General features: G+C 41.3%; 16 protein-coding genes and 3 rRNA genes. 9 read left to right on the forward strand and 10 right to left on the reverse strand.

Annotation, left to right across the window (positions count from 1 at the left end; translation table 11 throughout):
• From OA91_RS04145 to OA91_RS04160, 4 genes are all read left to right on the forward strand, one after another.
• Positions 1 to 93 (forward strand): 23S ribosomal RNA (locus tag OA91_RS04145); the annotation flags it as partial.
• A 144-nt stretch (positions 94 to 237) separates the two neighbouring features.
• Positions 238 to 352, forward strand: a 5S ribosomal RNA gene (rrf, locus tag OA91_RS04150).
• A gap of 96 nt (positions 353 to 448) precedes the next feature.
• A 5S ribosomal RNA gene (gene rrf / locus OA91_RS04155) occupies positions 449 to 563 on the forward strand.
• A gap of 197 nt (positions 564 to 760) precedes the next feature.
• Positions 761 to 1039 carry a hypothetical protein gene (locus OA91_RS04160; protein ID WP_063336466.1) on the forward strand — a complete coding sequence of 93 codons (279 nt, stop codon included), beginning with the start codon at positions 761 to 763 and terminating at the stop codon, positions 1037 to 1039.
• Between the two features lie 86 nt (positions 1040 to 1125).
• Here OA91_RS04160 and OA91_RS04165 read toward each other — a convergent pair whose 3' ends face one another.
• The gene (locus OA91_RS04165) at positions 1126 to 1842 is read right to left on the reverse strand and encodes a ZIP family metal transporter (RefSeq protein ID WP_063336467.1); all 717 of its coding nucleotides are present in this window, start codon (positions 1840 to 1842) and stop codon (positions 1126 to 1128) included.
• Between the two features lie 171 nt (positions 1843 to 2013).
• On the opposite strand from OA91_RS04165, the gene OA91_RS04170 reads away from it, so the two are divergent.
• Complete coding sequence (locus tag OA91_RS04170; protein WP_063336468.1) at positions 2014 to 2433, forward strand: GFA family protein; 420 nt, start codon at positions 2014 to 2016, stop codon at positions 2431 to 2433.
• A gap of 93 nt (positions 2434 to 2526) precedes the next feature.
• Positions 2527 to 4014, forward strand: a complete 1488-nt coding sequence (locus OA91_RS04175) for an aldehyde dehydrogenase (RefSeq protein ID WP_063336469.1) — start codon at positions 2527 to 2529, stop codon at positions 4012 to 4014.
• 222 nt (positions 4015 to 4236) lie between these two features.
• Here OA91_RS04175 and OA91_RS04180 read toward each other — a convergent pair whose 3' ends face one another.
• Positions 4237 to 5154 carry a LysR family transcriptional regulator gene (locus OA91_RS04180; protein WP_063336470.1) on the reverse strand — a complete coding sequence of 306 codons (918 nt, stop codon included), beginning with the start codon at positions 5152 to 5154 and terminating at the stop codon, positions 4237 to 4239.
• A gap of 146 nt (positions 5155 to 5300) precedes the next feature.
• Here OA91_RS04180 and speB point away from each other — a divergent pair, with 146 nt between their 5' ends.
• Both speB and OA91_RS04190 read left to right on the forward strand, forming a co-directional pair.
• On the forward strand, positions 5301 to 6266 hold the full coding sequence (speB, locus tag OA91_RS04185; RefSeq protein ID WP_063336471.1) for an agmatinase: 966 nt from the start codon (positions 5301 to 5303) through the stop codon (positions 6264 to 6266).
• Between the two features lie 298 nt (positions 6267 to 6564).
• Positions 6565 to 7905 carry an ATP-binding cassette domain-containing protein gene (locus tag OA91_RS04190; protein WP_063336472.1) on the forward strand — a complete coding sequence of 447 codons (1341 nt, stop codon included), beginning with the start codon at positions 6565 to 6567 and terminating at the stop codon, positions 7903 to 7905.
• A gap of 92 nt (positions 7906 to 7997) precedes the next feature.
• On the opposite strand, the gene OA91_RS04195 is transcribed toward OA91_RS04190, so the two are convergent.
• The 7 genes from OA91_RS04195 to OA91_RS04225 form a co-directional block, all read right to left on the reverse strand.
• Complete coding sequence (locus OA91_RS04195; RefSeq protein WP_082827775.1) at positions 7998 to 8534, reverse strand: DUF3299 domain-containing protein; 537 nt, start codon at positions 8532 to 8534, stop codon at positions 7998 to 8000.
• Positions 8535 to 8536: 2 nt separating this feature from the next.
• The gene (locus tag OA91_RS04200) at positions 8537 to 9796 is read right to left on the reverse strand and encodes an ABC transporter permease (protein ID WP_063336473.1); all 1260 of its coding nucleotides are present in this window, start codon (positions 9794 to 9796) and stop codon (positions 8537 to 8539) included.
• The gene (locus OA91_RS04205) at positions 9793 to 10602 is read right to left on the reverse strand and encodes an ABC transporter ATP-binding protein (RefSeq protein ID WP_063336474.1); all 810 of its coding nucleotides are present in this window, start codon (positions 10600 to 10602) and stop codon (positions 9793 to 9795) included. The genes OA91_RS04200 and OA91_RS04205 overlap by 4 nt, the downstream gene beginning before the upstream one ends.
• 61 nt (positions 10603 to 10663) lie before the next feature.
• Positions 10664 to 11440: a zinc uptake protein ZrgA gene (gene zrgA / locus OA91_RS04210; protein ID WP_063336475.1), complete on the reverse strand. Its 777-nt coding sequence runs from the start codon at positions 11438 to 11440 to the stop codon at positions 10664 to 10666.
• Positions 11441 to 11490: 50 nt separating this feature from the next.
• Positions 11491 to 11778, reverse strand: coding sequence for a DUF2607 family protein (locus OA91_RS04215; RefSeq protein WP_009832985.1), 288 nt, complete (start codon positions 11776 to 11778; stop codon positions 11491 to 11493).
• 259 nt (positions 11779 to 12037) lie between these two features.
• On the reverse strand, positions 12038 to 12982 hold the full coding sequence (locus OA91_RS04220) for an EAL-associated domain-containing protein (protein WP_063336476.1): 945 nt from the start codon (positions 12980 to 12982) through the stop codon (positions 12038 to 12040).
• Between the two features lie 255 nt (positions 12983 to 13237).
• A complete protein-coding gene (locus OA91_RS04225) occupies positions 13238 to 14035 on the reverse strand; it encodes an alpha/beta hydrolase (RefSeq protein ID WP_063336477.1) in 798 nt (265 codons plus the stop codon).
• A 215-nt stretch (positions 14036 to 14250) separates the two neighbouring features.
• Between OA91_RS04225 and OA91_RS04230 the strand changes: the two genes are divergently transcribed.
• Positions 14251 to 16167 (forward strand): winged helix-turn-helix domain-containing protein, encoded by a 1917-nt coding sequence (locus OA91_RS04230; protein WP_063336478.1) that lies wholly within the window; start codon positions 14251 to 14253, stop codon positions 16165 to 16167.
• A gap of 15 nt (positions 16168 to 16182) precedes the next feature.
• Here the strand turns inward: OA91_RS04230 and OA91_RS04235 are convergent, their stop codons facing one another.
• Complete coding sequence (locus tag OA91_RS04235; protein ID WP_063336479.1) at positions 16183 to 17028, reverse strand: alpha/beta hydrolase family protein; 846 nt, start codon at positions 17026 to 17028, stop codon at positions 16183 to 16185.
• Between the last annotated feature and the right edge of the window lie 24 nt (positions 17029 to 17052).

Below are 17052 nucleotides of genomic sequence, written 5' to 3' on the forward strand. Positions count from 1 at the left end.
AGCCGTTGAAGACTACGACGTTGATAGGCTGGGTGTGTAAGCGTTGTGAGGCGTTGAGCTAACCAGTACTAATTGCTCGTGAGGCTTGACCATATAACGCCAAAATGGTTTAGCGTTATATTACGATAAAGCTGGTTTGAGGCTTGGTTATCGTTCTATTCAAAAAGTTATTGTTAAAGACAAAGAATTCGTCAATGAATAAGCCATAAACAGAGCTTGTTCTGACAAACAGAATTTCTTGATAATCATAGAGTCATTGAACCACCTGATCCCATACCGAACTCAGAAGTGAAAAGTGACATCGCCGATGGTAGTGTGGGAGGTCCCATGTGAGAGTAGGTCGTTATCAAGATTATAATTTAGATAAAATTCTACATCAGTTTATCGATGTATGAGCATTTCAAAGAATTCGTTGATTCTGATATTTCAGAACCAACAAACAGAATTTCTTGATAATCACAGAGTCATTGAACCACCTGATCCCATACCGAACTCAGAAGTGAAAAGTGACATCGCCGATGGTAGTGTGGGAGGTCCCATGTGAGAGTAGGTCGTTATCAAGATTACTTTTTTTAAGTAAAGTAAAAAACCAGCTCAGTGAGCTGGTTTTTTTTCGTCTATTGAAAATATTTCGGCAGAGCCTAGGTGATCGGCATTAGAGAATTTTGGTTTTTTCGTTTCTAGTGCTTACGTTGTTCAAATAGTGATGACTATTTGAATCTCAAAAAACCATGTTAAGTGTTAATGTTTTAGGAATGATATGAGTTTAATCGAAATAATCGGCTTTGTGCCTGCTATTGTGTTTCCAGCAGCGACCATAATCCAATTAGTACATTTACTTAAATCAAAATCAGCAGGTGGCGTATCGCCTGGTGCATGGGGGTCTTTTGCTATAGGTAATGTTTGCTTGTTTACCTATACAGAGAAATACGATGAATTGCAGTCTATTATTGGGCTTCTTTTTACCTCTCTTTTACAGCTTTATATTGTTTATTTGATTTATAAATATCGACGACAAGAATCGCTGGCTACCGCATAAGCCCAATGAGAATATGAGTAAGCATGATAAGTTGCTTGCTCTATTCACACTAGGAACTAGCTTGAGTAGACCTTGTTAAATTTGAGTTAATGGTTTAAAGCCATACTCGCTAAAACCCCCATTAAAAAGCCTAACAAAGCCCCCATAGGTGGAGCCCAATGTTTTTGCAGCGGCACCTGTGGTGCTATGTCCTGAAAAATAGAATAGAGAATCCCGCCTGCAGCAAACATCATTAAAGCTGCAATCGTTAAAGGTGACTGTGCTAACCATAGGTAACCAACTACGCCTGATAATGGTCCTAATAACGCCATTAGAGCAAACATTAAAATGATCATTTTACTACTGAGGCGTTTACTGGTTCGCATTTCTCGATAGGCATTAAAGCCTTCGGGCAGGTTCTGTAATGCAATCAATAATGCCAGTAATAAAGCTGAGCTAGATCCATAGGCAAAGGCTGCTCCCAATGCTATTGATTCAGGAACAAAGTCTGTCAACATGGCGGCTAATTGGCTGGCTGGGGTGTTTATCTTTTGTAGAAGGATATCTAACAGCATAAATGCGACACCTCCTAGCAGGAAATAAAATGCACTGCTGCTCATACTGAGTTCTTGAATAGCTTCAGGTACTAATACAAGTGCAACGGCAGAGAGTAGGGTCCCTGCACCAAAGGCAACCACAGAATGGCGTAACTCTTGTTCTAACCAGTCTGATTGTATATGTTCAAAACGTGCAATAAGAGCACCTGCTGGCATGGCAAGCCCAGCGGCTAAGGTCAGAAGTATGACTTGAACTAGATATGGCATAAGTAAAGCGCCTGATGAATCCTAGTTAGAATTATTGCTTGAAACCTATTCTCTTATCAATCAATGATTTATAGATTAGTTTTTCTTATCTTGAGGGTCATTATATTGTTTGTCATAGTAAATTCTTTTAGAGACTATAAGACGTGCTTAATGTTTTGAAAGGAGGACAAAATGGAAAATCAGCAAGTAGAAAAGATTAGTGGCAGTTGCCTTTGTGGCGCAGTGACATTTGAAGTAGACAATCATTTTAAGCTGTTTCATTTATGTCATTGTCATCAATGTCAAAAAATCTCAGGTTCAGCTCATGTATCCAACTTATTTGTGAATAAAGAGGCGATTAGTTGGTTATCAGGGCAAGAAAAAATTCATCGCTTTGATGTGCCAGGTCGTCAAATCTCTAATGTCTTTTGTACGCAATGCGGCTCGTCCGTACCTTATGTTTCTGGTAGTGGCCGCGCTTTGATTGTGCCAGCAGGCACCTTAGATGGCGAACCAAACATAGGGCCACAGAATCATATCTACATGGAAGACAGTCGTGATTGGCATGAAAACATTGCGTCTGTGGATTGTTTTGAGCGTTATACAGATTAAATCCACGTTTTATACCTACTCAGGTGTATATCCGCTCATGGTTTAGTTCTTTTAGAATCAGGGAATATTGCATTAACTAGCAGGAGTTTATTAATGAAAAGCTATACCGAGTGGCAAGCGTTAAGTAAAAGTCAGACCTTTCATGGGCAAGCTTATATCAATGGTGAATTCCAAGCGGCACAAAGTGGTGAAACCTTTGCTTGCATTAACCCAGCTACTGAACAACTTTTAACGAATGTTGCCAGTTGTGATCAAGCAGATGTGGATATTGCGGTTGCCAATGCTAAAGCTGTCTTTAAGTCTGGTGTTTGGTCGCAAATGCACCCGAAGAAAAGAAAGAATATCTTACTTAAACTCGCCTCTTTGATTGATCTGCATAAAGATGAATTGGCATTGCTTGATACCCTAGACATGGGTAAATCCATCAGTGAGATGGTGAATATTGATATGCCAGATGTAATCGATTGTTTTCAGTGGACAGCTGAATCAATTGATAAGGTTTATGGCGAAATTGCACCTACAGGGACAGATACTCTAGCGCTGATTAGCCATGAACCTGTGGGTGTTGTCGCTTGTATCACCCCTTGGAATTACCCTATGTTGATGGCAAGTTGGAAGCTAGCTCCTGCCTTAGCTGCTGGCAACAGCGTGATTCTTAAGCCTTCTGAAAAATCTCCGTTAAGTGTTTTACGTTTAGCAGAATTGAGCAAAGAAGCCGGTATCCCTGATGGCGTTTTTAATGTCTTACCTGGATTTGGCCACACGGCAGGTAAAGCCTTGGCTATGCATAATGATGTTAACGTTTTAGCCTTTACAGGCTCGACTCGTGTTGCTGCACTTTTGATGGAATACGCAGGCAAATCTAATATGAAGCGAGTTTGGTTAGAAGCTGGCGGTAAATCACCTATGTTGATTTTTGATGATTGCGATGTGAAAAAAGCAGCCGCTTCAGCAGCGGCTTCAATTTTCAGTAATCAGGGTGAAGTGTGTATCGCCTGTTCACGTCTGTATGTACAAGACACCATCAAGACTGAGTTTATGGCTGCCTTGGTTGAAGCGGCTGGCAAATATCAAGCAGGTGATCCATTGGATCCAAATACTAAGATGGGGCCTATGGTTGATGCTGTGCAGATGAATACGGTTAAACGTTTTATTGAGTCAGCACAGGCAGAAGGTGGAGAACTAGTTTTTGGTGGTGTAAAAGACTACCAAGAAGGCCAAGGTTACTTTGCTCAAGCAACCATAATCGACAAAGCTAATAACGAAATGGAGTTTGTCAGAGAGGAAATCTTTGGTCCTGTTTTAGCTGTGAGCGAGTTCACGACCGAAGAAGAAGCTCTAGCATTAGCGAATGATTCTAAATATGGTCTAGGTGCTGCTCTTTGGACGGATAACCTTTCTCGAGCGCACAGAGTGAGTCGTCAATTAGAAAGCGGCATGGTCTGGGTTAATACTTGGGGTGAAGGTGATACTACCGTGCCTTTTGGTGGTGTTAAAGCATCAGGTAATGGTCGTGATAAATCATTACATGCACTAGAGAAGTACACTGAGCTAAAAAACGTCATGATACGAATAGGTTAATACATGATGCTTTGAGGCTAATCTCGCCCATTAAGGCATGATTGATAGTAATACTCATCAAAAAAGCATGGCCGGCACTCTTATCTTTGGATAGAAGTGCTGGTCATGCTTTTTCTTGTTGGGGATCTTTATCACATAGAGCTCTCAGAAGTAAGAAGCCTTATTTTAAGAAGTCGGGTTGCTCATTTTAAGCTGACTTTTTAAACGCTAAAGTTAGTAATTTTAAAGTGACTTCACATGTTCACACAAAACCTGTTTAAGCCAGATGATGCCTGAATCCTTGGCATAAAGTGGGTGCTGAACCAAGGTCATATCAATGGCTGGTAATCCATCAGGCGGCGTAACAATACAGACAGGCATCATTTGGGTGAAAAGCTTCGCCATATGATAGGGAAGCGTAATAATCGCCTCAGTGTTTGCGACAATGCGTGCAGCGGCCATATAGTTGGTTGTGCTGGCGATGTGATTACGTTCTAAAGTCTGATCAGCTAACCAGCGATCAACATTGCTATCCGTTTTCCCTTCAAGGTCAAAGAATCGTATATGAGGTAAAGCCAAATAGGCCTCTAAGGTAAGAGATTCTTTAGCGTTCTGGTTTTGAGTACTGGCCAAACAAACTTGCTTCTCAGTGAGCCAATCTTGAACGATAAGGTGCGAGGGCAACCTTTGTTCTTTATCCATACCAACAATAAGATCTATCTCACCTTTTTCTAATCTTAGTAAAGCGCTCTCTTCTGAAATAAGATCAATCTCAATCCTCACATTTGGCGCACTAAGTTGCAGTTGGCTAAACCATTCAGGAAAAACGACCGTTTCGAAAAAATCCGTGCTGGCAATGCGAAAGGTTCTATCACTCAAACTGGCTTGAAAACTTTCAGCTGGGCTTATGGTTCGCTCTACTAGGCTCAATGCTTGGCGAACATCTGGCAGCATAGCCAATGCTCTAGGAGTGGGAGTTAAACCATTCTCTGTTTTAACTAATAAGGGGTCATCAAGCTGAGTTCTTAGTCGATTGAGAGCATGACTCATAGCAGATTGGCTTAGAAAAACCTTCTCTGCTGCACGGCTCACATGACATTCAGAGATCAATGCTTCAAAGATAATAAGAAGGTTAAGGTCGAATTGACGTAAAGCGCTCATGCTAGCTTTCACCTTTAAAGATAAGTTTAAAACTTGGTGTATGAATACGCTGCATATACTTACCTGAAATATGCATTTCAACAATTGTGCTAGTCAGGTTAATCTTTCTCTTAATGAATTACAAAAACAATTTAGAGGAAGACACCATGTCCGACAATAAGCCAGCTGCAAGCAAGGTTGCCGATGCCGATATGCCAATTTATGGCGGTCTAGGAATGACTTTTATGCAATTCCCTTTACTTTCGAGCTGGCAGAATAGCCAAGCGGAAGTCATTGTCAGTGGTGTCCCTTATGATATGTCTACTTCTGGGCGTTCAGGTGCGCGTTTTGGCCCTGAAGGTGTACGTAGCGCTTCTATTAATCTTGTGTGGGAAGGTGCGCGTTGGCCTTGGCAGTTTGCCTTGGATGATCACCTTAAGGTAGAAGATTCGGGTAATGTCCTGTTTAAGCACGGTGAGCCACAAACCTTAGTCGATAATTTAGAAGCTCATATTGATAAGGTATTAGGAGCGGGTAAGACAGCCTTGACCTTTGGCGGTGATCATTTCATTACCTTGCCTATCCTTCGTGCTTATGCCAAAAAATATGGTCCTTTTGCCGTGGTGCACTTTGATGCACATACGGATACCTATTCTGGCGGTACTAAATACGACCATGGCACTCTATTTCACCATGCCGTCACTGAAGGCCTAATAGACGTTGAGCACAGTATTCAAATTGGTATTCGTACCGCTTACGATTATGAAAACCATCCGTTTGAAGTCTTAGATGCCGCCTGGGTAAATGAGCATGGAGCAAAAGCGACTCTAGAGCGTATTAATCAGCGAGTGGGAGATAAGCAAGTTTACGTGAGCTTCGATATTGATGGACTTGATCCAGCGGTAGCACCAGGTACAGGCACGCCTGTACAGGCCGGTTTGACCGTTGATACTTGCTTGAAAGTCATTCGAGGCTTAAGAGGTCATGATTTGATTGGTATGGATGTGGTAGAAGTCGCGCCTGCCTATGATCATGCAGATATTACCTCTCTTGCAGGGGCGACACTTGCGCTTGAATACTTATATGTTTTAGCTGCTAACAAAGGTGCTGGTACTGACTACCTCACTAAGTAGCTATACATAGAAGTAGCTATACATAGCCTTTTGATTCAATTCAGAAGGGATATTAAAGCGAGGCTAGGCTTTCCTAGTCTCGCTTTTTTTGCATCTTAAGCTCAGAAAGTGAGACTTTTATGTCAAATAAATCATATCCGGTCTTAAAAATTGAGACCTTTAGTTCTTGATTTTGATTCTGTTATGACTTTGTTTAACAGGGTTCAGTTTAGTTTGTAGTATTCCCATCCCTTATCGTGTTTTTTAGCTTGAATGTTAAAAAATAGGGTATGACTGAACCAAGGAAGGAGAGGGGATTATGACACGCAGTATGCGGTTTCTATGGAATAGAGATGCTTATATCTCTTTGTTTTGGCTATTGATAATGCAAGTTATTGTTGCTTTATCAACCTATTTGATTGCCACAAGTATGAAGTATATTGAGTCGGATTTAGACACGACTTATTTTTATATGATGCTGTTTGTGGTCTCGCTGTTTCTTGTGTATTTCCCCAGTGCGATTTCATCGATTTATTTAGAAAAATGGAAAATCAGCGCCCAAAAACGTTTTATTCTTGGCTTCACCTCGCTTAACTTTGGCAAGCGTTCCCTTGATAGGCAAAAAAATAAGGATGAGCATGAAGGCTGGGTGACCACTGAATCTATGTTGCTTTATGGCGAGGCCCCCGAGTCTATCTATAGCATTTTTGGCACAGTATTAAATACTCTCCTTTCCATCATCATAGTGAGTATGATTTTAGATATCAGTATCCTGCTCTGGTATGTCCTCGCTATTTTCTTAGTGGTAGGCATCAAAATACTCTCAAAAGATAAAATCGCTGCTAACGCTAAGTTAGTACAAGGTAAGAGAAACGCCGTAATTTCTGTACTATCCAGAATGTGGGTGAATACGATTTCAGGTAGCCCTAAAACCTTTAAAAACTGGCAACAAGGTTATTTAAAAAATACCTATGTGTGGAAGAAAAAAGCGGCTCAAAATGAATTGTTTCTGATGGGAGTCTCAAGCGTAAGTGCCATGCTAGCACTGGCTTTTATCTGTGCTGGCAATGCGCTCTACTTACTTAGCTTATCCAGTGCCGAAGCCATTGCTGTATTCTTGGTGACCTTGCCAAGGCAAGTGCAGATTATGCAAAACACCTTCATGTTTTTTAATCATTATTTAAGGTGGAAAGGCGTCGCTCACAAGCTTTCTAATCTTGATCAACACCTTGAATTAGAGAGTGAAGATACAAGCCAATATATCAACCTTGAAAATATCAGTATTAATGGTAATCAGTTTGATAGCATTGATGAGATAAAAGCCTATATTCAGCGCCAGCCCTATGGACGTTACACAATACAAGGGAAGAATGGTGCGGGTAAATCAACCTTACTCAGACGTTTGGTAGAAGGAGATAAGTATGTCTTTGTGCCGAGTGCCTTTAGAGATCTTGAGTTCTCAAACTTAAGGGATAACACTTCGTCAGATGGGGAAAGTGTACGCAAGTTATTTGACTCTCTGCATCATGTAAAAGAGATTGATACCTTATACCTAGATGAATGGGATGCCAGTTTAGATATTTATAATAAAGCCCATATGCATGCTGAGGTGAGAGAGCTAGCTGAGAAAAAACGTATCATAGAAGTTGTTCATGGCTAGTCGGATTCAAGACGGATCAGGCAAACGAAAAAGGGGGATCAGTAATCTGATCCCCCTTTTTAATTTTCTAATCATAGGCTACCTAATCAGGCCTATTCATAAGGAGTGATGTTGGACCCTATGATGTGATAGCCAGTTTGTATCATGCCGACCATGTTTTGCTCTGTCATCAGCTTACCTTCTAGATAAATTACATCCCATAGCTCTTGGTCTGGCGCACCTTGAGGGAAGCTGACATGGATAATCTGGTTCGGTGGTGGCGGTGGCGTGTGAATACAAGAACCGTAATAAGGCACTAACAAGAATTCAGTGACCTCATCGGCATCGCCTTCAAGAGGAATCACAAAACCTGGGATTCTAACTTGCTTGCCACTGAGTTCGTGTCTTACTGCCCCAAACTCTGATTGCATATCAGCATCATAGGCCTCGTCACCATATTCAAGTTGCTGTGACATCATTTCTCTAGCGATACGTTCAGATTCAGGTACCAAATCCAGCCATTTAAGCTCTAATAGATTCGCTGTCGCATTGCTTGAAAAAACAAAAGAGGCTAACAATAGGCTGAGTGTCATTAAGGTAGAGTGAAGTCTGTTTTTCCCCACCTGGGTTAACGATAAGCGGTTTTTCATTATTAAATCCTTATGGTCATGCCATCGCTTAACGATTGGCGGTAAGCTGAAATAGCAGGAATAATTCCGATTAGTAGTCCACTTAGCTGAATGCAAGCAACTAACATAAGTTCATACTGGGACGGCGCTGTGATATTAATCGCCAAGCCAAAGTTTTGCTGAATAATAGGGCTAGCAATGGCTAGAATCAGATAAAGCAGGCCCATGCCAAGCATAATGCCAAGGCCACAGATAATGCCGGTTTCCACAACTAGTAAGCTAAAGATATGATGAGGCCTCGCTCCTAGTGCTCTTAGAATCGCCATTTCACGGCGGCGTTCATTTAAGCTGGTCAGTAGGCTAGCTAACATACCTAAGAAGCCAGCTATCACAACAAAGACTGAGACAATTAATAGGGCTTGCTCAGCAACAGACATCAATGACCAAAGCTCGTGTAGGGCAATCCCTGGCACTATGGCGCTAAGGGGCTCTAGGCGATAGTCATTGACCTCTCTTTGTACATGAAAGGTGTGAATCTTAGATTTAAGACCCATTAAAAATGCAGTAATTTGTTTAGGTTCAAACTCTCTTGCTTCTAAGTTATCTGCGCTGGGAGCATGTCCTAAAAATGCACCAGACTCCCAACCCACATGTATCGCTTCGATAGCTTCAAGTGAGACATGAATGGTTTTATCAACAGGCGTTCCTGTAGGGGCAAGAATACCGATCACTTTGAAAGGCGCGTTATCATGCTTACTAAAGCCGATGTCTTTCATGCCGTGCGCTAGCACCATAGGGCTATCTAGTTCATAACCTAAGGTTTGTGCTACATCAGCACCAATAACGGCTTCGAAAAGCTGATCAAATTGTTTGCCTTGAGCAAAAATCAGTGGCTGCTTTTTACCAAATTTATAATGTTTAAAATAATCCTGGTTAGTTCCTAAAACGCGGAAGCCCTGATGAGAGTCTCCTAATGAAAAAGGCACTGTCCACTTAACTGATTTATGATCTTTAAAGTCTTGATAGGTTTTCCAGTCAATATTATTGGTGGCATTACCAATACGGAATACAGAATAAAGCAGCAAATTTATTTGACCTGAGCGAGCCCCAACAATAAGGTCTGTTCCAGAAATGGTGTTAGCAAAGCTGTTTTTCGCTTGGGTTCTGACTTGTTCCACGCCTAATAGTAATAACACCGAAATGGCGATGGTAAATAAGCTCAGCAGTACGGTTGCTTTACGGTTTAATAGACTGTTAATTGCGAGACGCAGGAGGTTTCTCATACCGTCTCTCCTTGCTGATTAAATTGAGCTTGCTCTAGTGGGTTTTGATTCAGCTTGGCAAGGTCGATGGTTTGTTCAAATAAAGGTTCTAAAGTTGGATCATGGCTAACGAAAATCAAAGTCGCCTGATTACGACTCACTTCTTGCATGAGCAGTTTTATAAATGCTTCACGGTTATCATGGTCTAATGCAGAGGTTGGCTCATCGGCAATGACTAGCGCTGGGCTGCCCATTAGGGCTCTTGCTGCAGCGACTCTTTGTTGTTGGCCAATACTTAAGTGGCTGGCTTTTTTATCTTGAATTTCATCTGGTAAGTTCAGGGCCGTTAATAAACGCTTGGCTTCAATACGCACTGCGTCTTTGTGGTTAGCTCCTTCATCTAATACCTTTTGTTTTCTTTGCTTAGAGAATTCACAGGCAAGGCATACATTATCAATCACGCTTAAGTAGGGTAAGAGATTAAATTGCTGGAAAATATAGCCAATATTATCCGCTCTAAATTGATCCCTTTGCCCCTGTTTTAGACGACAGATATCTGTTCCTAGCAGGTTAATACTACCTTGCTGAGGCGTGTTAATCGCCGTTAATAAACTCAGTAGGGTAGATTTGCCTGAACCGCTTGGTCCCTTAACAAACAAATGCTGCTGAGCCTGAATCTTAAAGTCAGCAATATCTAATATGGCTTGTTTGGCTTTAGGCCAACTAAATTGAACCTTATTAAGTTCAACGGCAAAGGTCGCTTGGGTTGTCTGTGAAGGCTCAAGTGCCCCTATGTCTGTGTGATTTTGGCTTTGAAAATCTGTCATCCTGTTACCCTATACTCACCAAATAGGCCTAAGCCCATTTGGTGAGAGTTCATGCAATTAATTAAAAGTCTATGTGAGCGTGTTTTGCATCCAGCTCAAGCACTTTTTGGCTATTGTCTGTTAGCAAATTAACATGAATTTCTTGCGTATTAGGGAAGTGTTTGAACCAGTTAGTTTGAATCTCAGTTAGTTTTTCAACATTGTGACATTCGTACTGGTAAGTGATTTCAAAAGCAGCGTGACTTTCTTCACCATGTTCGTCGTGATGATCTTCACCATGTTCATCGTGGTGGTCTTCGTCATGGTCGTCATGATGATCTTCACCATGTTCACCATGTTCACCATGTTCATCATGATGGTCGTCGTGATGATCTTCACCATGCTCATCGTGGTGGTCTTCGTCATGGTCGTCATGATGATCTTCACCGTGATCATCGTGGTGGTCTTTGCCATGGTCGTCATGATGCTCATCGTGATGGTCTTCATCATGCTCATCATGGGCAGACAAGGATTGCTCAATCAAATGATCGCTTAACTGACATTGTGCGCCTTTATCAAAAATAAATAGGCTTGCAGGATTTTCTAAACGAGCAATAGCTTGTTTCAGGGCTTCTTTTTCTTGCGCCGTTTCTGGTGCATGTTCAAAGCCAACAATGTCGGCACCAGGTGCTGAAATCGCTAGGATAAGGTCTTCCCCATCTTGTGCGATATTAAAGCTTACTTCCCCATGTACATGGGCTTTATGGTCACGTTTTTCTTCTTCGCCGTGGTGGTCAGCAATTGCGCCAGCAGAAACACATAGGCCTGCTAGTGCAGCCCATTTAGATTTAACAATCATGATTATTCCTAAAACATCAGTTTAAAATTAACAAAGTAATAAAAGGTGAATTAACTTAGGAATAATGGCGGTGAACGGGCTCTAAGGTTAGCTGGGTTAAACGATCTGAATATGAGGGTTTCCTGCTTAAATGCAGGCGATTTCATTGGAATAATGCTAGGTAAAGCAGGGTCAGAAACTAGGCCTTGATGAATGCCTGAGAACATCTCACATTGATGTTCATGGTGGTAATCATCATCAAAACTGCTTTCATGGGCGACCGCCATCACACTCATAAAAAGCGTGCAAAGAAGAGCAAGAATAGCAAAAGCTCTAAGGTGAGAAGGCAAGGTCAGCATGATATAAAATTAATCGTTAAACAGTCTGTTACAATATAACATATCGGAAAATATAAAGGATAGAGAAAAGCCGCCTAGGTTATGACGGATCAAAAAGGGTCGTAAACTGACCTCGTTAGTCTATAAATTTAACTAATGCCGAGTAGGTTTACAGCCATTATTAAGGGGTTTTTAACTAAGGTTGAGTGTAGAAACCTTTAAGTGGGAAGTGTAAAAAAGCCCAGTATAGGTCTGAGCTTTTTAATGGACTTTATGTCGTCTATGGTGATTTCTGTTGTCGTCTTGCGTTTAATAATAGGTGTTCTGCTTTGGCGCCTAAATACACATAAATAGCTAAGGCGATTAATAAGCCGACGACCGCTAGCATCATGGCAATGGCAGGCAGTAGATATTCGGCTTGGCCTAATGCAGCTTTAAACATGGTGAGTAGGGCCTCAATCGAAATAGCAATTAACACAGTAGAAATAAAGCGGGTGATAGTTCGCCTAGTAGAAGAATGTCTAAAGATATCCTTATGCATCAAAATCTCTTCTTCTAGAATGGTTTTACCCAGATCAAATACTGCCAAGGCCAAGGTAATATAAATAATAATGCTAAAGGGCTGTAATGGATCAAAGGCGTGAGGAATACTCTTTACTAAGGCATAGATGTCACTAAAGACACAACTGATGAGAAAGAGTACAAGGCAGAATAGACAGCCTACAATAACGCCATAGCCAGCTTTAAAATAAGGCGTCATATTAGCGCGAGCGGTATCGCCCATCACATACTCAATTAACTGGGTTAAGCTCACATCAAGTACAATATAAAACTCTTCTGCTTTAGGGTTTCTAAGCTCCTTGATAACAGAAAGACAGACCTCTTTTGTCGCTATGGAAAAATAGGGGTCCGTAAAGCAGGTTTCGTTATTCCATTTTACCTGTAAAAAATAAGGGCGCTGACTGAGATCTTGCTGGTGGCCGGACTGCCCTAGAGTACGTTTGTGCTCTGCTTTAAAACATAAATTACTGCCTGCTTGTAGGCCTAATTCATCAAGATAGTATTGGATCTCTAAGAAAGGGAACTTCTTTACCAGAGGTTCTACATCAACCCCTTTTGTGAGGCTGTCTTCTACACTCATCAAGATAGATTCAAGTAAGCTCTGAATCACCTCTTGATATTCGTGATAACGCTCTATGCTGCTTAGATAACTCATTCTTGCCATTAGCTTGTACTCTTAATCGGAAACTATTTAATCTGATAACTAGACTAAGCAAGATTAAAACCAACTATAGGTAATGGCTGAAAACCAAGAATTTAGGGTGTTTTGTTAACTAAAGTTGCACTCTTTTAGTGAGCTTTTACAGTGAATGAATGCTAAGGAGGCATGATCTAATCTTTAATAAGATAGCATGATTTTGAGTGAGGAAAGTAAAAGATGCCTAGTAGATAAATCAGTAGGCATCTTAGGTAAGTCCTATTATTTCACGATATTTTCAATAATCTCAGCTAGGGTATCAGCGTGAGTTAACATAGGTAGGTGGCCACTATCTATCTCAAAACTTTGCGTCAGAGAGAGCTTGCTTGCAATTTGTTCTTGGGTGCTTAAGGAGATGATTTTATCCTGCTTAGCAAAGACATAATATTTAGCTAAATTATCATAGCGTTCAGTATCTAAGCTCAGTTTACTTTCAGCTAATACAGAGGGTTCAGATACCGCATGTTTTGCCAACCATCTAAGTTGTGTTTTATTCGCCTTTGGGGCAAATGTCTCAGCAAACTTATCATCATTACTTATATTCAATAAGGTGCTCGTTTCATCGTAAACCACACCATTAAAATAGTTTTTGCCATCAACCTTGGTTAGCGCATCAAATGCTTTCTCCCCTTCTTGTGGGGCAACGGCAGTCACGTAAATTAATTTACTGATTGTTTCTGTTGGGCATAAGTCTAGTGATGCGTTTGTCACAGCACCACCTTGGCTGTGAGAGATAATAACCTTCTCACCTTCTATCTTGCCCAAGCTAGAACAGAGATAGGCCGCAGAAAGCTCAAGGGAGACTTTATTCGGTATGATGTTGTCTTTGCGGCCAGGTAAGTCGACTGCGATATTGGCTACTTTAGAGTTAAGCTCTTGCTGAACCTTAGCCCAAGAATTACCACTAAAATGCGCGCCGTGAACAAAGACAAGAGTAGGGGATGATTGCGCCATTAAAGCGCCAGAAAAGCCAATGCTTAAGGTAAGTGCGCCAGCCAGTTTTGTCATGATATTTTTCATATCTGTTTCCTCATGGATTAATTAATAGCTGCAGCATGGGGGCTCTGAGGAAGCGCAGCAAACCAAATCGCTCCAAATAATTTCGCTCATCACAAAAGAAGTCAGTTTAGGGATAAAATCTTATCAAATGACAGGTCAAATAAAGTCAAATCCCTTGAGTTATAAGGCCTGTGCTATATAGTGAGGCTTTTTGAAAGTTAGGTGATATCTGTACCATGTTGAAGTTTGAAGGCTTTGAGTTCGACCCTAAATCGGGTAGGTTGAAGAATCTGACGCATGATACAGAAGTGTATCTAAGACAAAAGCTGGTGGCCTTATTAGCTCATTTACACTCTCACCAGCAAAGGGTGGTATCCAAACAAGAGTTGCTAGACACCCTGTGGGAACACGGTCAATATCGAGAAAAGTCCCTCTCTCAAAGTATCCTTGAATTACGCAAAGCCTTGGGTGATTCTGCCAGCGAACCTAAATACATTCGTACTTTGCCGAATCAGGGTTATCAATGGATTGCTGTAGATGTCGCTGAATTCGATGTCAGTCTTACTAGTAGCAAAGAAACGTCTAGTGAGGACAATTTGCTAGACACTGATGAGCCACAAAGGCTCTCTAACTTCATCCGAATCCCTCATATATTGGTTGCCTTCCTTTTACTTGTGATACTTGGAATTACAGCTTACTTTGTATTGTTTGAAAAAGGGGGAGAGATCAAGCTGGAGGCAAGTGCTCAATTGCACAAAGCGAGTCAGAATGGCATAACCAAAATCATCATTTTACCTTTTAAAAACGCGACAGGCACTCAGGTAATGAATTGGGTTGAATATGGCTTAAGCGAGATGCTGACCTATGATTTATCCTTGATTGAATCCATTGAAGTGATCGCACCGACTCAGATCAGAGCGCCATTAAACCTTAAAGAACACAGCGCTTGGTCTGCGGATTTAATGACAAAATATCAAGCTGATATGGTGCTAACAGCCGCCATTTCACTCGAGAAAGAAGAGCAAGTTTTAAGCTATCAGCTGATTACTGCAGAGGGTGAGCAGGAAGGAAAGCAGATAAAACGCCTGGATCTTGCTGTCTCCATGCCTGATGTCGCCAGTGAAATCTTCCGTGAGATAAGACCGAATAGTCAACTTACTGAACTAGATGCGTATACCTATGTGCCTAGTGCCATGCATGACTTCGCCAGAGGTCTTCAGGCACTACAAACGGATGGCTATGTTTTAGCTCAGTATTATTTCAAAGCCTCAATGCAGATTGATAAAAGCCATACTTGGTCAGTACTTTATCAGGCGATTAGCCAATACCAACTAGGGGAATGGCAAGCGGCTGAAGCTGTGTTTAGAGAACTTGTGAATAACAATAAAGAAGCCGCAATTTTAGAGTCTGCTCATTTTTGGTTAGCCCTTATTCACTATCGACAAGGTGAACTTGAGCAAGCGCAAACTGAGTTAGAGATAAGCCAGCGCTTTTATGTGGCTAATCAGCAAGACCTAGTACAAAGCTTAAGATCCCAGTTACAGCACAGAATTGATGCGTTGCGATCAAAACGCTTAATGGTTAAAGGCAATATTGCTTCAAGTACGCCTAATGAAGATGCTCCATTATTAAAAGGGCCTTTATTGGATGCACCTCTCTTTAATCATGACAAATTGACGCTTCTGTTAGCAGATAAACCTCAGACCAGCCTAGAGTATGCTGAGTTCGAAACTTTAAGCAGAGAACTTACGTTAAAAGGACACAAGCCTGTCTTGTTTCGACTTTTGTTAAAGCAAAGCCTTAAACCTAGTTTAACTTGGGTTGTTAGAGACAATTTAGTGGCTCGTGCGATCGACATTATCAGTGAGCTAGAACAGCCCTATGATCTTGCCATTGCTTGGTTGATCCGTGGACGTTTGGCCATGGCAACGCAGAATAACAAGGCAGCCATGTATTTATCCCAAGCCAATGAAATAGCAACAGGGTTAGAGGCAAAACTCTTGATCAGAGAAATTGAAATTTACGCCTTATTAAATGAAGCTCAGTTTGGAAAGACTAGAATAGAGACAAGTGTTTTATTAGAGAGATTAAAAGCACTTCAAGAGAATTTAAGCCAAGATCAGCTAAGTCTCTTGAAGCCGCTTTCAAATTAGCATGAGATTATTTATCTAAGACTCTAGTGCATTTAAAAAGTACTTATCCCAAAGGGTACGGTATCTCTCCTTGTGCCAGCCAATATGACCAATGCGTTTTTGCCCGACATCAGAGGGTGTGATTTTCACCATGCTTTGTTTCGAGCCAGTAAAAAAGCTGTGTAGCATGGTGATATTTTTCATCGACATCATATCGTCATCACTAAAAGCAAAGGCAGTAATTGGCATCTTAGTATTGGCAAAACGCTCTCTTAGCCAATCGCCTTCATAGCCAATGGCGTAATCTTCTTTTAAACACCAACGACGCCATTGCATGATGACTCCTTTAGGTAAGTCACACATCACCTTGAGCTTATCTCCTGGGAAGTAGCCCATGAGAGGCACAACAATTGGCACAAGAAAATACCATAAAAACCAAACAGCACGTTTAGTTGGCTTGGCGTTATACCACCATGTTCCGGTACCTGCACCAACAGTAATTGCTTTATCTATGGCATTTGTGTCTTCCATAAAACCTAGCATATGAGCGCCAACACTATGGCCTATCCAAGTGATTTTCTGCTCAGGGTAAGCTTGTTTCACAAAGTTCAAAACCGTAGGGCAATCATGTTTGGCCCAACTTAACTTATCGCTTTTTGAATACTTAACATGGCGGTCAATCGACTGGCCAATACCATCATAATCAAAGGTCACTGCGGTATAATTATGCTCAGTTAACCAGTTGGCAAAATCATTATATAAGTGCTGAGCCACACCCGTTGCTGTGGCAATAATACAAACGCCTTTACTTTCTCCTAGTGGGGAGAATATTTGGGCGGTAATTGTGTGCCCTGCCGTTGTTTCTAAGATTCTTGTTTCCATTATGACCTCTCATCAGAGCAAAGT

Origin of the sequence: Marinomonas sp. SBI8L (genome assembly GCF_001624705.1) — a bacterium.
In the GTDB taxonomy this organism is placed as follows: domain Bacteria; phylum Pseudomonadota; class Gammaproteobacteria; order Pseudomonadales; family Marinomonadaceae; genus Marinomonas.

Bases quoted from the DNA above. Each gene is read 5' to 3' on its own strand.
- OA91_RS04160 (WP_063336466.1), top strand. From the start codon at position 761: ATGAGTTTAATCGAAATAATCGGCTTTGTGCCTGCTATTGTGTTTCCA.
- OA91_RS04200 (WP_063336473.1), bottom strand. From the start codon at position 9,796: ATGAGAAACCTCCTGCGTCTCGCAATTAACAGTCTATTAAACCGTAAA.
- OA91_RS04205 (WP_063336474.1), bottom strand. From the start codon at position 10,602: ATGACAGATTTTCAAAGCCAAAATCACACAGACATAGGGGCACTTGAG.
- OA91_RS04175 (WP_063336469.1), top strand. From the start codon at position 2,527: ATGAAAAGCTATACCGAGTGGCAAGCGTTAAGTAAAAGTCAGACCTTT.
- OA91_RS04180 (WP_063336470.1), bottom strand. From the start codon at position 5,154: ATGAGCGCTTTACGTCAATTCGACCTTAACCTTCTTATTATCTTTGAA.
- OA91_RS04190 (WP_063336472.1), top strand. From the start codon at position 6,565: ATGACACGCAGTATGCGGTTTCTATGGAATAGAGATGCTTATATCTCT.
- OA91_RS04230 (WP_063336478.1), top strand. From the start codon at position 14,251: ATGTTGAAGTTTGAAGGCTTTGAGTTCGACCCTAAATCGGGTAGGTTG.
- OA91_RS04195 (WP_082827775.1), bottom strand. From the start codon at position 8,534: ATGAAAAACCGCTTATCGTTAACCCAGGTGGGGAAAAACAGACTTCAC.
- OA91_RS04235 (WP_063336479.1), bottom strand. From the start codon at position 17,028: ATGGAAACAAGAATCTTAGAAACAACGGCAGGGCACACAATTACCGCC.
- zrgA (WP_063336475.1), bottom strand. From the start codon at position 11,440: ATGATTGTTAAATCTAAATGGGCTGCACTAGCAGGCCTATGTGTTTCT.
- OA91_RS04170 (WP_063336468.1), top strand. From the start codon at position 2,014: ATGGAAAATCAGCAAGTAGAAAAGATTAGTGGCAGTTGCCTTTGTGGC.
- OA91_RS04225 (WP_063336477.1), bottom strand. From the start codon at position 14,035: ATGAAAAATATCATGACAAAACTGGCTGGCGCACTTACCTTAAGCATT.
- OA91_RS04215 (WP_009832985.1), bottom strand. From the start codon at position 11,778: ATGCTGACCTTGCCTTCTCACCTTAGAGCTTTTGCTATTCTTGCTCTT.
- OA91_RS04165 (WP_063336467.1), bottom strand. From the start codon at position 1,842: ATGCCATATCTAGTTCAAGTCATACTTCTGACCTTAGCCGCTGGGCTT.
- OA91_RS04220 (WP_063336476.1), bottom strand. From the start codon at position 12,982: ATGGCAAGAATGAGTTATCTAAGCAGCATAGAGCGTTATCACGAATAT.
- speB (WP_063336471.1), top strand. From the start codon at position 5,301: ATGTCCGACAATAAGCCAGCTGCAAGCAAGGTTGCCGATGCCGATATG.